Origin of the sequence: Mycobacterium bourgelatii (assembly GCF_010723575.1) — a bacterium.
In the GTDB taxonomy this organism is placed as follows: Bacteria; Actinomycetota; Actinomycetes; order Mycobacteriales; family Mycobacteriaceae; genus Mycobacterium; species Mycobacterium bourgelatii.
The window spans coordinates 490,880-505,655 of sequence record NZ_BLKZ01000002.1; the positions used below are offsets into that span (position 1 = coordinate 490,880).

General features: G+C 68.4%; 6 protein-coding genes and 1 pseudogene. All 7 read right to left on the reverse strand.

Translation table 11 applies throughout. The annotated features are described in order from the left end of the window. Window positions 1–9: 9 nt before the first annotated feature. Window positions 10–5,418, reverse strand: a complete 5,409-nt coding sequence (gene pks13, locus G6N68_RS27285) for a polyketide synthase Pks13 (RefSeq protein ID WP_163719284.1) — start codon at window positions 5,416–5,418, stop codon at window positions 10–12. Window positions 5,419–5,428: 10 nt separating this feature from the next. Continuing rightward, a complete protein-coding gene (fadD32, locus tag G6N68_RS27290) occupies window positions 5,429–7,336 on the reverse strand; it encodes a long-chain-fatty-acid--AMP ligase FadD32 (protein WP_163719285.1) in 1,908 nt (635 codons plus the stop codon). A 303-nt stretch (window positions 7,337–7,639) separates the two neighbouring features. After that, on the reverse strand, window positions 7,640–8,653 hold the full coding sequence (gene culp6, locus G6N68_RS27295) for a carboxylesterase Culp6 (protein ID WP_163719286.1): 1,014 nt from the start codon (window positions 8,651–8,653) through the stop codon (window positions 7,640–7,642). A gap of 126 nt (window positions 8,654–8,779) precedes the next feature. After that, window positions 8,780–11,421: pseudogene (locus tag G6N68_RS31255) on the reverse strand (PE family protein). 324 nt (window positions 11,422–11,745) lie between these two features. Next, entirely contained in the window at window positions 11,746–12,000 is a 255-nt protein-coding gene (locus tag G6N68_RS27305; RefSeq protein ID WP_163719288.1) for a PE domain-containing protein, read from the reverse strand. A 463-nt stretch (window positions 12,001–12,463) separates the two neighbouring features. Then, window positions 12,464–13,375 (reverse strand): alpha/beta hydrolase-fold protein, encoded by a 912-nt coding sequence (locus G6N68_RS27310; RefSeq protein WP_163719289.1) that lies wholly within the window; start codon window positions 13,373–13,375, stop codon window positions 12,464–12,466. A 172-nt stretch (window positions 13,376–13,547) separates the two neighbouring features. Beyond that, complete coding sequence (ag85A, locus tag G6N68_RS27315) at window positions 13,548–14,582, reverse strand: diacylglycerol acyltransferase/mycolyltransferase Ag85A (RefSeq protein ID WP_163719290.1); 1,035 nt, start codon at window positions 14,580–14,582, stop codon at window positions 13,548–13,550. Window positions 14,583–14,776 lie beyond the last annotated feature (194 nt).

The window sequence follows — 14,776 nt, forward strand, 5'->3', positions numbered from 1 at the left end:
CGTGCCTACCTAACTTGTCCGGCTCTGGATCTCTTTCAAAGCACGGCTCATGTGTTCGCCAACCTTGGCGATGATCGGCTCGTCGATGGCCTGGATGTGCTCGCCACCGATCGGCACGACCTCGAGGTCGGAAACGTACTCGCCCCAGCCCCCATCCGGCTTGCGGATGGCGTACCGCGGCTCGAACATGATCGCGTCGTCATGGTAACGATCGGCCATGTAGAGCGTGACATGCCCGTCGAAAGGCTGGATCTGCGCGGTGTCGATCGCCCGGTTGTCCAGGTACGACGTGCGCTGGTGCTCGATGATGCCGGCCGGGATCTGCACCCCGCTCTCCTTGACCGCGTCCAGCACGAACCGGACCTGGCCCTCGTCGTCGAGCTGTTCGAGGTGCTCGTACGGGATCGCCGGAATGGTCACGTTGAACGTCTTCTCGGCGAACTTGGCGTAGCGGTCCCAGCGCTTGCGGATCTCTTCCTTGGTCTGCGGGATCTCCTCGCCCGCGCGCACCGCGTCGATCAGGCCCACGAACCGGACGTCCTTGCCCAGTCGCTTCAGGCCGATCGCGCACGCGTAGGCCAGCACCCCGCCCAGTGACCAGCCGACCAGGATGTAGGGGCCGTCGCCCTGCATCTCGATCAGCTTCGGCACGTAGATCTCGGCGCGCTCTTCGATCGACCCCTCCACCCGTTCGAAGCCGTACATCGGGGTTTCCGGTGGCAGCCGGTTGAGCAGTGGCTCGTACACCACCGTCGAACCACCGGCCGGATGGAAGACGAACACCGGCGGGGTGGGGTCACCCTCGCGGCGCGGCCGCAGGGTGCGGACGAACCCGTCCAACACCCCGGCCTCGAGGTAACCGCGCACCTTGTCGGCGAGCTCCTCGATGTTGGCGGACGACAGCACGTCCTCGACCGTGATCGGCCCTTCGGCGCGCTCGGACAGCCGGTCGGCCATCTTCTTGGCGGACACCTCGTCCAGCTGCGGCAGCGGGTTGAAGATGCCGCCCGGGGACTTGCCGGTGACGATCGCCCAGGTGGCGAACGTGACCCGCTCGGCCTGGTCGCGGGGTGGCACGTCGGAGTTCAGCGCCTTGGCGACGGCTTCCTGGCTGAGCGCCGCCGCGGTGCCCTTGTGGTCGACCGCCTGTCCGTTCCCGGCCGCTGCCGTCCCGTTCCCAGCGGCCCCGGCGGGGCCCGACGGGTCCGTCGGCGGCGGCGGGATCGGCACGTCAGAAGCGTCCGGAGCAGCCTCCGGCTGAGCGGCACCGCCCTGGGCTTCGCCGTCCGGTTGGGTCTGCGGCTCGGCCTGGGTCTGCGGCTCGGCCTGCGGATCCGGCGCGGGCGCCAGCACGGTGTTCGGCGTCGCGCCGCTGAGCAGCTCGGCCTGCGCCTTCGCGATCTCCTCGGCCGTCTGCGTCTTCTGGTACTCGTGCAGCTGCTGGACCTCGTCGCGGTGCTCGATCGCGTACTCGATCAGCTTCTCGACGGCGTAGAGGTTGGCGTCACGCACCGCCGTCAACTGGATCGGCGGCAGGTCGAAGTCGTACTCGACCCGGTTCTTGATGCGCACCGCCATCAGCGAGTCCAGACCGAGCTCGATCAGCGGCACCTCCCACGGCAGGTCCTCGGGCTCGTAACCCATGGCCGCCCCCACGATCGTGCCCAACCGCTCGGCGATCGTCTCGCCGGATTCCGGCGACCACTTGGTGAAACCGGCCGGCATGTAGCGCGTGGTCAGGCTGTCGCTCAGGGTCTGCGCGTCGTCGTCCTCGGTGCCAGCCCCGATGGCCGCAACCTCACCACCGGGCTCCGCCGCCGACACCGCAACCGCGGTACCCGCGCCGACCGCCGCCGGCAGCACCGCCTCGGTCCCGCCGCGGCTCACCAGCGCGTCGTACACCAGCGTGAACGACTCGTCGATGCGAGCGTGTACCTGAACGGATGCGCCTCCGGGGTGCCGCGTCAACGTTGTCACCAACCGCGCGCCCAGGCCGGGCACCGCTCGCTGCTCGGCCGCCGTGATGACGGCGTCCGGAAGCACCGTGGTCGCGGCGGATCTCACCAGCGCGGCCAGGTCGGTCTTCTCCCGCGGCGCGTACTCCCACACGTGCCGACCGTCCGGTAGCGCGACGTGGTTGCCCGGCATCAACACCGCGGTGTCGCCGGTGAAGTGCACGTCGAGCCAGTGCTCCTTGCGCTTGAACCGGGTCGGCGGGATGTTCGCGTAGTCCTCCGGGCCCTTGGCACGGGTGAACAGGGTGCGCACGTCCAGGTCGTGGCCGTACACGTAGAGCTGGGCCATCGCCGTGATCATCGACTCGACCTCGTCCTGCTTGCGAGCCAGCGTCGCGATCAGCTGGGCATCGTGCAGCCCAGCGGCAGCGGTGGTCAGGCCGATCTGCATCAGCGCGACCGGGTTGGGGGCCAGCTCCAGGAAGGTGGTGAAGCCGCTGTCCACGGCGTTGCGGATGCCGTGGGTGAAGTACACCGAGTGCCGCATCCCCTTGATCCAGTACGCGACATCGTGGATGGGCTCCGAGCCGGGCTTGATGTAGGTGCCCTCGTGGACGGTCGAGAAGATCCCGACGGTCGGGCTCTTCGGTTTGATGCCCTGCAGCTCGGCGGAGAACTCACCGAGCAGCGGGTCCATCTGCGAGGTGTGGCCGGCGCCCTTGGTCTGCAGCTTGCGGGCGAACTTGCCCTCGGATTCCGCGCGGGCGACGATCGCGTCGATCTGGTCCGGCGGGCCGCCGATGACGGTCTGGCTGGGCGCGGCGTAGACACACACCTCGAGGTCGGGGTAGTCGGAGAACACCGTCTTGAGCTCGTCAGCGGAGTACTCGACGATCGCCATGAACCGGATGTACTCGCCGAACAGCATCGCCTCGCCCTCGCCCATCAGGTGCGAGCGGGAGCAGATGACCCGGGTGGCGTCCTCGAGGGACAGGCCCCCGGCGAAGTAGGCCGACGCCGGTTCACCCAGCGACTGACCGACCACCGCGGCCGGCTTGGCGCCGTGGTGCTTGAGCAGCTCACCCAGCGCGATCTGGATCGCGAAGATGGTGACGTTGCTGGTCTCGATGCCGTACTCGTGGGAGTCGTCGAGGATCAGCTCGAGCACGGAGTAGCCGCGCTCATCCTGGATCAGCGAGTCGACCTTCTCGATCCACTTGGCGAAGACCTCGTTGCGCAGATACAGGCTCTTGGCCATCTTCCGGTGCTGCGCACCGAAACCGGCCATGGCCCAGACCGGCCCGTTGGTCACCGGCCCGTCGACGCTGAACACGTTCGGCCGCTGCTTGCCTTCGGCGACCGCGCGCAGGCCCTTGATGGCCTCCTCGTGGTCGTGGGCCAGCACCACCGCTCGGGAGCGTCCGTGGTTGCGCCGCGACAGCGATCGCCCGATCGACTCCAGCGACGACGCCTGCCCCTCAGGGCTCTCCATCCAGTCCGCGAGTTCGGCGGCGGCCGCCTTCTTGCGGGAGGTCAAGAACGCCGAGACCACCAGCGGAATCAGCGGTGGTGTGGGCTCCTGTGCCGCAAGCTCTTCCAGAGCCAATTCCTTGAGCCGCAGCGCCTCTTCGGTCACACCGGGCAGCTCGTACTCGTCGTCCGCGCCGCCGACTCCGACCGTCTCGTCCGTGATGATCTCGCCGTACTCGTCGAAACGCAGCGAATGCCCTTCGCCCTCGGCGATGTCGCCGCCGGCGGACGTAACCACCGCTTGGGGCGTGGCTTCCGGCTCCGGCTCACGCTCGATGACGTCACGGGGCAGCACCTCGCGCAGCACCACGTGCGCGTTGGCACCGCCGAAGCCGAAGCTGGACACCCCGGCCAGGGCGTAGCCGCCGTAGCGCGGCCAGTCGGCGACGTGGTCGACCACCTTCAGCCGCATCGCGTCGAAGTCGATGTACGGGCTGGGGGCGGTGAAGTTGATCGACGGCGGCAGCTTGTCGTGGTGCAGCGCGAGCGCCACCTTGGCGATGCTGGCCACGCCGGCCGCGGACTCGAGGTGTCCGATGTTGGTCTTGATCGCGCCCAGCAACGCCGGCCGGTCCGCGGGCCGATTGCGGCCGACGACACGGCCAAGGGCCTCGGCCTCGATCGGGTCACCTAGGATGGTGCCGGTGCCGTGCGCCTCGATGTAGTCGACGTTGCGCGGGTCGATGCCGGCGTCCTTGTAGGCCCGGCGCAGCACCTCGGCCTGGGCGTCCTGGTTGGGCGCGATCAGGCCGTTGGACCGGCCGTCGTGATTGACCGCGCTGCCGGCGATGACGGCCAGGATCTGGTCGCCGTCGCGGCGGGCGTCGTCGACCCGCTTGAGCACGACCATGCCGCCACCCTCGGACCGGGTGTAGCCGTCGGCGTCGGCGGAGAACGACTTGATTCGGCCGTCCGGTGCCAGCACCGCGCCGATCTCGTCGAAACCGAGCGTGACGGCAGGGGTGACGAGCGCGTTGACGCCGCCGGCCAGCACCACGTCGGCCTCGCCGCTGCGCAGTGCCTGCACGCCCTGGTGGATCGCCACCAGCGAGCTCGAGCAGGCGGTGTCGACCATCACCGATGGTCCGCGGAAGTCGTAGAAGTACGACACGCGGTTGGGGATGATCGCGCCCGAGTTACCGGTGATCGCATACGGGTGCGCGACGGTCGGGTCGGAAATGGCCATGAAGCCGTAGTCGTTGTTGGTGACCCCGATGAAAACGCCGACGGCCTCGCCCCGCAGGCTCGACGCCGGGATGCGGGCGTGCTCGAGGGCCTCCCAGGTGAGCTCCAGCGCCATCCGCTGCTGGGGGTCGATGTTGTCGGCTTCGGTCTTGGCGACCGCGAAGAACTCGGAGTCGAAGCCCTTGATGTCCTTCAGGTAGCCACCGCGGGTGCGCGCCTGCTTGATGCGCTCGGCCAGCCGTGGCTCTTCGAGGAATTCCGACCAGCGCCCCTCGGGCAGGTCGGTGATGGCGTCGCGGCCTTCCAGCAGCGCCTGCCAGGTTTCGTCGGGGCTGTTCATGTCGCCGGGCAGGCGGGTGGACAAGCCGACGATCGCGATGTCGACGCGTTCGGCCGGCCCGCTGCGGGACCAGTCGATGGCCTCGCCGTCGTCCTCGGGCTGCTCGGGCTCGCCCTCGATGATCCGGGTGGCCAGCGATTCGATGGTCGGGTGCTGGAAGGCCACCGCGACCGACAGGGTGACACCGGTCAGGTCTTCGATGTCGGCGGCCATCGCCACCGCGTCGCGGGACGACAAGCCCAGTTCCACCATCGGCACCGACTCGTCGATGTCGTCGGGCGACCTCCCGACGGCCTTGCCCACCCATTCCCGCAGCCACTGGCGCATCTCGGGGACGGTCATGTCGGGCCCTTTAGAAGATTGTCCGGCGGGCGCGTTCTCCTGAGGTTGGTTCTCTGTGTCAGCCATAGCTACCTGTTCAGTCCGATTCGTTGGCAAACGCCTGCGGCGAACCTTGGCCGCGGCGCAAGCTGCCGTCGAGGTAGGCCGCCCGGCAGGCGCGGCGGCCGATCTTCCCGCTGGAGGTACGCGGGATCGAGCCGGCCTGCACCAGCAGCACGTCGCGCACGGTCACCCCGTGCCCGACGGCGATCGCGGCCCGGATGTCGTCGGCAATGGGCTGGTATTCGAGCTTGTGCGTCCCGGCGGCACGTTCCCCGACGATGACCAGTTGCTCGGAGGTGTCTTCGGGGTCGAAGGTCAGACCGGCGTGCGGGTCGTCGAACACCTTCTGCGGCAACTCGTTGGCCGGCACCGAGAACGCGGCCACGTACCCGACGCGCAGCGCCTTGGACGCTTCCTGCGCCGTGTATTCGAGGTCCTGCGGGTAGTGGTTCCGGCCGTCGATGATGACCAGGTCCTTGATGCGGCCCGCAATGTAGAGGTGCCCGTCGTGGTAGGTGCCGTAGTCGCCGGTGCGGACCCACAGCCCGTCGTCGGGAACCCCCTCGGCGTGCGAGTTGGGCACCCGCGACTTGAGGATGTTGCGGAACGTCTGAACGCTCTCCTCTTCCTTGCCCCAGTAGGCGTTACCCAGGTTGTTGCCGTGCAGCCAGATCTCGCCGATCTGTCCGTCGGGCAGCTCGCTGGCCGTGTCGACGTCGACGATGACGGCCCACTCGTCCACGCCGACCTTGCCGGCGGAGACCTGCGCGACCGCGTTCGGCGCGTCGGCGGGAACCTCGACGAAGCGTTGCTTGTTCAGCTCGTCACGGTCCACGTAGATGACCCGCGGCGGCTGGTCCATCGGGGTGGTCGAGACGAACAGCGTGGCCTCGGCCAGACCGTAGGACGGCTTGACTGCGGTCTCCTTCAGCCCATAGGGCTTGAAGGCGTTGTAGAACTTGCGCATCGACGCCGGGTTCACCGGTTCGCTGCCGTTCAGGATGCCCTTGACGTTGCTCAGGTCCAGTGGCGGCTCGTCCTCGCGCGGAACGCCACGCACCGCGGCGTGTTCGAACGCGAAGTTCGGCGCCGCCGAGTAGACCCCACCGGTGTCCTCGGGCTTGCGGGCCAGCTCACGGATCCAGCGGCCGGGCCGGCGCACGAACGCGGCTGGCGTCATGAACGTGAAGCTCTGCCCCAGCACCGGGGCCACCAGTGCCGTGATCAGGCCCATGTCGTGGAAGAACGGCAGCCAGCTCACACCGCGGTCGCCTTCGGCGCCCTCCAACGAGTTCAGCACCTGCACCACGTTGGTGGGCAGGTTGAGGTGGCTGATCTGCACGCCGGACGGGGTGCGGGTCGAGCCGGAGGTGTACTGCAGGTAAGCGATGGTGTCCTCGCCGGCCTCGGGTTCCACCCAGGTCGAGGAGACCTCGGTGGGGACGGCGTCGACGGCGATGACACGCGGCCGTTCTTTGGCCGAACGGGAGCGGATGAACTTGCGGACGCCCTCGGCCGACTCCGAGGTGGTCAGGATCGTCGACGGGGTGCAGTCGTCGAGGACGGCGTGCAACCGGCCGACGTGACCGGGCTCGGCCGGGTCGAACAGCGGCACCGCGATCCGTCCGGAGTACAGCGCCCCGAAAAACGAGATCAGGTAGTCCAGGTTCTGCGGGCACAGGATGGCGATGCGGTCACCGGGCTGGGTGACCTGCTGCAGGCGGGCTCCCACGGCTCGGTTGCGGGCGCTGAATTCCGACCACATGATGTCGCGGGGGATGCCGTCCCGTTCGGTGGAGTAATCGAGGAACCGGTAGGCCAGCTTGTCGCCGCGAACCTTGGCCCACCGCTCCACGTGGCGAACCAAGTTGGTGCCCTTGGGGAAGCGGATCTTCCCTTTCATGATGAACGGGTTGTGGTAGGTCGGTTTGTCGGTCGCCATGCCACCCTCTCCTGTCGCAAAACTCTCTAGGTCGGCCCCGGGCCGATTTTTCAGGTCGGTCTCTCGAGCCGACGGTCAAATCTGGGCGCCGGCAACGCCGGCAGTCGCCTTCGCACGCAAGCCGGTCCGGACTGGCGCGCGCTTCTCGTGGGCGCCTGTCTTAACCAGCCTCGACCCAACCGGGTCAAACACATGCTCTTAAATTTCTCTTAATGTTAAGGGGCGGTGCTCGGCAGACCAAATCACAAGGTACCGCCGAGTAGCCTCGCTACCGCCGCAACTGGGGCTGTGTCCCCCGCCCGATCAGCCGTGTTTGGGATGCGGTGCCTTTTCGATCACACCGCGGGCCCAGTTGAGTATCCATACGGTCGCGGGCTGGCCATCGGAATTCCAGAAATCGGGCGTGCCGTACAGGGCGTGGACGGGCTGACCCGCGCCGCCGGCCAACGTACTCATCGTGCTCGGCAGCCTGGCGGGGCTGAACGCCTCTTTAGGAGCCGCGCAGATCAGGTCGCCATCGGCGCAGATCTCATTGGTCCGGTCGTTCAGCGCGCCGAAGCCACCCGGCCGCGGACCGGTCATCGTCAGGCCGAGCCCGGACAGCACCGGCACCTCATGCAGCGTGATCTCCGCGCCCTCGCCCGGCGGGCTCGGCGGGACCATGTTGCCCACGCCCTGCTCGCGGCGCCCGTCGGCGAGCAACGTCACACCCAGCACCAGGTCCTCGTCCACCGGGCCACGCCCGTTGCCGATGTCGCTGGCGACGTCGCCGGCGATGACCGCGCCCTGCGAGAAGCCGACGATCACGTAGCTGGTCAACGGGCACTTGGTGTTCATGTCCGTGATCGCCTGGACGGTCGCGCGGGTGCCCTCGGCGCGGCTGTCGTTGTAGCTCATCTGGTTGTCAGCGGACATCGGGTTACGGAACTGGGCCGGGTAAGGCACCGTGTAGATCTGCACCCGAGAGCTGGGGAACTGCTGGGAGATCGGCCCGGTCACGCCAAGCAGCAGGGCGTTCGGGTTGAACGTCGGGTTGAACGGGTCGTCCTGCGACGACGATTCCCAGGTACCGGGAATCGAGATCAGCTGCACGTCCGGGCAGGACGCATCCTGGTAGGCGGGCCGCGGCTTCTTCGGTTGCGATGACGTGGGCGGACCCGACGGCAGGACGCCCGGCGGCACCGCACTGGGCGGTGCGTCGCGGTGGCGCAAAATCACGACGGCGGCCACCATGACCAGCGCAACGAGGAGCGCCACCGAGGCGGCAGCCGCCCAGGCGAGCAGTCGGTTGCGTTTACGCCGAGAGATCTTGGCCATGTTCTCCTGCTAACAGAGTCGGATGGTGCCAGCGTGGCCGCGCCGCCCTCTGCTTGCACTCAATTACACGGTACCGGCTTGGTTTAGACCGGCCCGCAGCCCGATCACGACGCAAGCGCCGGCTCGTTACGGCAAGCCGTTTAGTCCATCCTGTCCGAGCAGCTGTCCGCCGGTGCCGCCAGAGCCGGGCGTGCCATCGGTCGCGCCAGTCCCGCCGTTGCCGCCGTTGCCGCCGGTGCCGATCAGAACCGTCCCGCCGCCAACGCCGCCGTCGCCGCCGGCACCGAGGCTGGCACCGCCAGCCCCGCCGTCACCGCCGTCGCCGAACAAACCGCCCTTACCGCCCGCACCGCCGGCGCCGCCGGGGTTGGTGGCGCCCCCGTTATTGCCACCCGCTCCGCCGGCGCCGCCCGAGCCGATGAACATGCCGGCATTGCCGCCGGCGCCGCCTTGCCCTCCGGTGCCGTTCCCGTGGGATCCGCCGGCACCCCCGGCGCCGCCGAAGCCGAAGAACATGCCCGCGTCACCGCCGACCCCGCCAGCTCCGGCGACGTTGTTCGCACCACCGGCAGCGCCACCCGATCCTCCGCTGCCGCCGGCGGCGCCGAAGGCCAAAATGCCGGCATGCCCGCCGGCTCCGCCTCCTCCACCGACGTTGCCGCCGTAACCACCGAAACCGCCAACACCTCCGGCACCAAACAGGCCGCCTGCACCGCCGGCCCCGCCAGCACCCCCGGCGGAGCCCTCCCCGCCGGCACCGCCAGCACCGCCGGCCCCGAACGACCCGCCTACTCCGCCGGCCCCGCCCGCTCCGCCGACAGCCCCTTCGCCATGCCCGCCGACCCCGCCGGCACCCCCGCTGGCGAACAACCCGCCAGCCCCGCCGGCACCGCCGGCGCCTGCCTTAGAGACTATGCCCGTAGTGTCCCCGCCGGCCCCGCCGATGCCGCCACTGTTGAACAGGCCACCGGCCCCACCGTTGCCGCCCGCACCACCGACCGCGCCGTTCTGCGACACGCTCCCACCGCTGCCGCCGGTTCCGCCGGCGCCGAGCAGCGAGGCCGAGCCGCCGTTCCCGCCAGACCCTCCGTTTCCGGAGGTCGTGCCACCGCCCGCCCCGCCCGCGCCACCGGCGCCGAACAGGATCCCGCCGGGCCCGCCGGCCCCGCCATCGGACCCAGCGGCTCCGGACCCGCCGTTGCCGCCGTTGCCGAACAACCACCCACCGGCCCCACCAGCATCCCCGCTGTCCGGCGCCCCGTTGGCGCCGTTACCGATCAACGGACGCCCCGTCGCCGCCTGAATGGGCGCGTTGACCGCATTCAACAACTGCTGCTGAACAGCGTGAATTGGGGAGCCGCTCACCGGGGCGTTGGAGCCATCAAGACCCAGCAGCAACCCACTGACGCCCCCGGAACCGGTCGCGCCCATGTTCTGGCCGGTGCCGCCGTGCGCGCCGTTGCCGCCGTTACCGATCAACCCGGCGTTGCCACCCGCGCCACCGACACCGCCGTGGCCGGCCGCCGACCCGGCGCCGCCATTGCCTCCGTTGCCGCCGTTACCGAGCAACCCGGCCTTGCCACCGGCGCCGCCGGCACCCCCGATGGTCACCCCGTTAGGGCCACCCGCGCCGCCCGCGCCCCCGGCGCCGCCCGAGCCAACTAGCAGACCGGCATTGCCGCCCGCGCCCCCGGCCCCGCCGGAGTTGCTGCCGGCGCCGCCGGCCCCACCGACCCCACCGACCCCACCGTCGCCGAAGAGTAGCCCGGCATTCCCGCCAGCCCCGCCAGCCCCGGCCGCGCCAACCCCGCTGCTCCCCCCAGTCCCACCAGCGCCACCGGCACCAACGGCCAGCAATCCAGCGTTACCACCAGACCCACCAGCCCCACCGACAGCTCCGCCACCACCGGCCCGCCCGCGCCGCCCGCCAGCCACCACCACCACCCGCCAGCCTGACCCGCCGCCGCCCCACCATCGCTACCGAAGCCTTGGCCGCCAGCCCCGCCGACCCCGCCGCTGGAGGACCTCCGGACCTGCCTCCCGCCAAGCGCTGAGCCACCACCGTTGCCGCCGTTGCCCGCGGCGCCGAAGAACAGGCCTGCGGCCCCACCGGCACCGCCGGCCCCACCGATCCCTTTCGATCCGAACTCGCCCATCCCGCCGACCCCGCCAGCTCCGCCCGAACCGAACAACCACGCATTCCCTCCTGCCCCGCCAGCCCCAGCGACCCCCGCCGCCGAGGAGCCCCCGGCACCACCGGCACCACCGGAGCCGATCAGCCCCGCTGCCCCTCCGGCCCCACCTGCACCCCCAGATCCCGGTGCCCCCGACCCGCCCGCCCCGCCATTGCCTATCAACCACCCACCCGGCGCACCGGCCGCCCCAGTCCCCGGCGCCCCATTAGCGCCATTGCCGATCAACGGACGCCCCGTCAACGCCTGCACCGGCGCATTCACCACATCAATCACACTCTGCAACGGCGACGCGGCCGCGGACTCCGCAGACCCGTACGCACCCCCACCCGCCGCCAACGCCCGCACAAACTCGGCCTGAAAAGACACCGCCCGCACACTGAGCGCCTGATAGCTGTGGCCATGAGCGGAAAAGAGCGCCGCAATAGCCGCCGACACCTCATCCCCCGCCGCGGCCAACACCTGAGTGGTCGACGCCGCCGCGGCCGCATTGGCCGCGCTGACCGCAGCACCCAGAGCGGCCAACTCCGTGGCCGCTGTTCCCAACACCTCCGGCACGACGACGACGAAGGACATTTCCCGACCTCCCGATAGGCCTACGGTCGCGTTACTGCGAAGCTCGCAATCTTGGATCGTCCAAAACGCACTTTTGGTAGCAATCATATCGACCAGCACGCGGTGTTGAACTATGATGCTCCAAAATATGCCGATCGTTTATTTACCCGGCCGGAAATTCGGTGCAATCCCGTTTGAACTGCGAATTTCATTTCAGATTTGGTGATCGGTCCGCCCTCGGGAGGGTCGGCCAAGCGAAATTGAATTCATCGCACAATGGCGGCCGAAAGACACCTGCCGCGGCATTGTTGGCAGATAACGAGGACCTCGAATTACTTAACTGAGCTAGGCGATTTTCGTTGCGGGTGGAATCAGTCCGTCAAGTACCCCCGTCCGCGGGCACGTGGGCGTCTCCAAACCAGCCGCCACTGCGGCAACCCAGTAACAGGTCCCTGCCACCACAGCCAGCGATTGGCGGCAGCCGAAGCGAGTCGTCGACGCCGCAGCCGCCGCGTTGGCCCCACTGAGCGCAGCACCCAGACTGGCCAACTCCGAGGCCGCCGTTCCTAACGCATCCGGCAGTACCACGACATACGACATGTCCGACCTCCCGATAGGTCACGACGATCGAAGATTGCGGTGAAAGTAGATTTGCAACGTCGTAGACGCGCTGTCCTATGCAGATGCTATCGACCAACTCGCGGCGCTGAAATATTTTTATCGCAACCTGAGAATTTTTATTTATTTGTCGCTTGATTAGCGCCTCAACCGCTTTGAACAGCGGTTTTATGACCACACTCGGTGCGCGGCCCGCGTCGATAAGCGGCCGATCGCTGAATTCGAATTACACGATCCGGCCATTAATGTCGACAGATTTGACACCCATACCGGCATTGTTCATGGCGGTAGCCAGCCCGTCGGATAGTCAGATTCTCCAAACGAGGCGGTCGAATTTCGACCGCTGCAGCGCCTCCACCACTGTCCGAGTGCGCACGACAACGTCGCCGGACCGGACGCCGAGGCGCGGCGTGGCCGTGCGGACGCCGTGCAGGAACCCGTACGGCTACCGGATGGCGCCGACGATGTCACCGGACATCGCGGCCAGTTGACCGGACCACGAGCCCCAGCCGTTGTCACCGCCACCGGGGAAGTCGAAGTGGCCGTTGTGCCCGCCGACGCTGCGGTACTGCTGGTAGAAGGCCCTGCTGTTACCCATTGCCTCGGCCGCCGCGCCCATCATGGCGGCGGGATTGCTGGCTCCGGGGTTGGTCGGGCTCCATACCCAGACCCGGGTGTTGTTCTGCGCGAGCAGCGCGGCGTGCACCCACGGGTCGTGCCACTTCCAACGGCCCAGCTGCGGAGCGCCCCACATCCCGTTGCCGTCCACTCCGCCGAACTGCTGCAGACCGGCCAGGATCGCGCCGTTGGTGAATGTGTTCGACGGGTAGAGGAACCCGGACAGCGAGCCGGCGAAGCCGAACCGGTCAGGGTGGAAGGCCGCCAGCGCCATGGCGCCGTAGCCGCCCTGTGCGGCACCCACGGCGGCGTGGCCACCGGGTGCCAGGCCCTTGTTGGCCGCCAGCCAGTCGGGCAGCTCACTGGACAGGAAGGTGTCCCACTGCTTGCTGCCGTCCTGCTCCCAGTTGGTGTACATGCTCCAGGCGCCACCGGCCGGTGCAACCACCGAGATCCCCTTGCCGGCCAGCGTGTTGAACGCGTTGCCCGCGGTGGCCCAATTGCTGACGTCCGGGGCGGCGTCGCAGGCGTCGAGGAGGAAGACCGCGTGCGGTCCGCCGGCCAGGAACTGCACCGGGATGTCGCGGCCCATCGCCCCCGACGGAACCATCAGGGTCTCGAACGGGGCGGCATTGGCGGTCCCCACCGGGCTCGCCGGACTCCCCGCCAGCACGCCGCCGAACGCGATTGCCAGCACGGCAACGCAGAGCAGCCGTAGCAGCAACGACAGACCCCTCATGTCCACCTCCATCGTGTTCCACGCGTACTAGCGGCACAGTCAACGGCCCGCAAAGAAGCTAACCACACTGCTATCGATCCGATAAAGGGGCGATAACACGCGAATAACTAATGGCGGCGGCCCGAGAGGGCCGCCGCCATTAGTAGCGGTTCGTTCTGGTTCTAGTCGGTGACTAGTTGCCGGAGTTCCCAGCAGCGGTAGCGGTCGCCGGGCCGGCACCGGGGGTCGCGCCCAGCGTGGCCTGCAGGTCCGGCTTCATGGCGTTGAGCTGCGCACCCCAGTACTCCCAGCTGTGCGTGCCGTTGGCGTCGAAGTTGAACACCGCGTTGTGACCACCAGCTGCGTTGTACGCGTCCTGGAACTTCAGGTTGCTGGTCCGCACGAAGCCCTCCAGGAACTTGGCGGGCAGGTTGTTGCCACCGAGGTCGGACGGCTTGCCGTCACCGCAGTACACCCACAGGCGGGTGTTGTTGGCGACGAGCTTGCCAACCTGCAGCGTCGGGTCGTTGCGCGCCCAGGCCGGGTCCTCCTTCGGACCCCACATGTCCTCGCTCTTGTAGCCGCCGGCGTCACCCATCGCCAAGCCGATCAGCGTGGGACCCATCGCCTGGGACGGGTCGAGCAGAGCAGACAGCGAACCGGCGTAGATGAACTGACCGGGGTGGTCGGCCGCCAAGATCAGGGCGGACGAACCCGCCATGGACAAACCGACGGCGGCGCTGCCGGTCGGCTTGACCTGCTTGGTGGAGGCCAGGTAGCCCGGCAGCTCGCTGGTCAGGAAGGTCTCCCACTTGTAAGTGGTGCAACCGGCCTTACCGCAAGCGGGCCGGTACCAGTCGCTGTAGAAGCTGGACTGGCCACCAACCGGCATGACGACCGAGATGCCCGACTGCAGGTACCACTCGAAAGCAGGGGTGTTGATGTCCCAGCCGTTGAAGTCTTCCTGCGCGCGCATGCCGTCGAGCAGGTACAGCGCGGGTGAGTTGGCACCGCCGCTTTGGAACTGGACCTTGATTTCACGGCCCATCGCAGCCGAGGGCACCTGCAGGTACTCCACCGGCAGGCCCGGCCGCGAGAATGCCCCCGCGGTCGCCGTACCGCCGACGACGCCGACCAGACCCGACAGCAGGGCCGCACCAACGGCACCCACTACGAGCCGGCGTGGCATACCTGTCACGGCTCGGCGAAACCTGTCAACAAACTTCATCCTTGCTTCCTCATCCTCATCTTTTAGGCGCATCCTGAAGTTCTGGGCGCTTCCTGAATTAGGTAGGACTGCATGCGCAGGGCGCAGCAGTGCTCGTGTAGTCAACCACAACTTCTCCCGCCACCTCACCCCGAGCGGACCTTGCAACCCCGCCTCGGGCGGAAATCCGGGCCGATCGCCGGTTTTGAACAGGC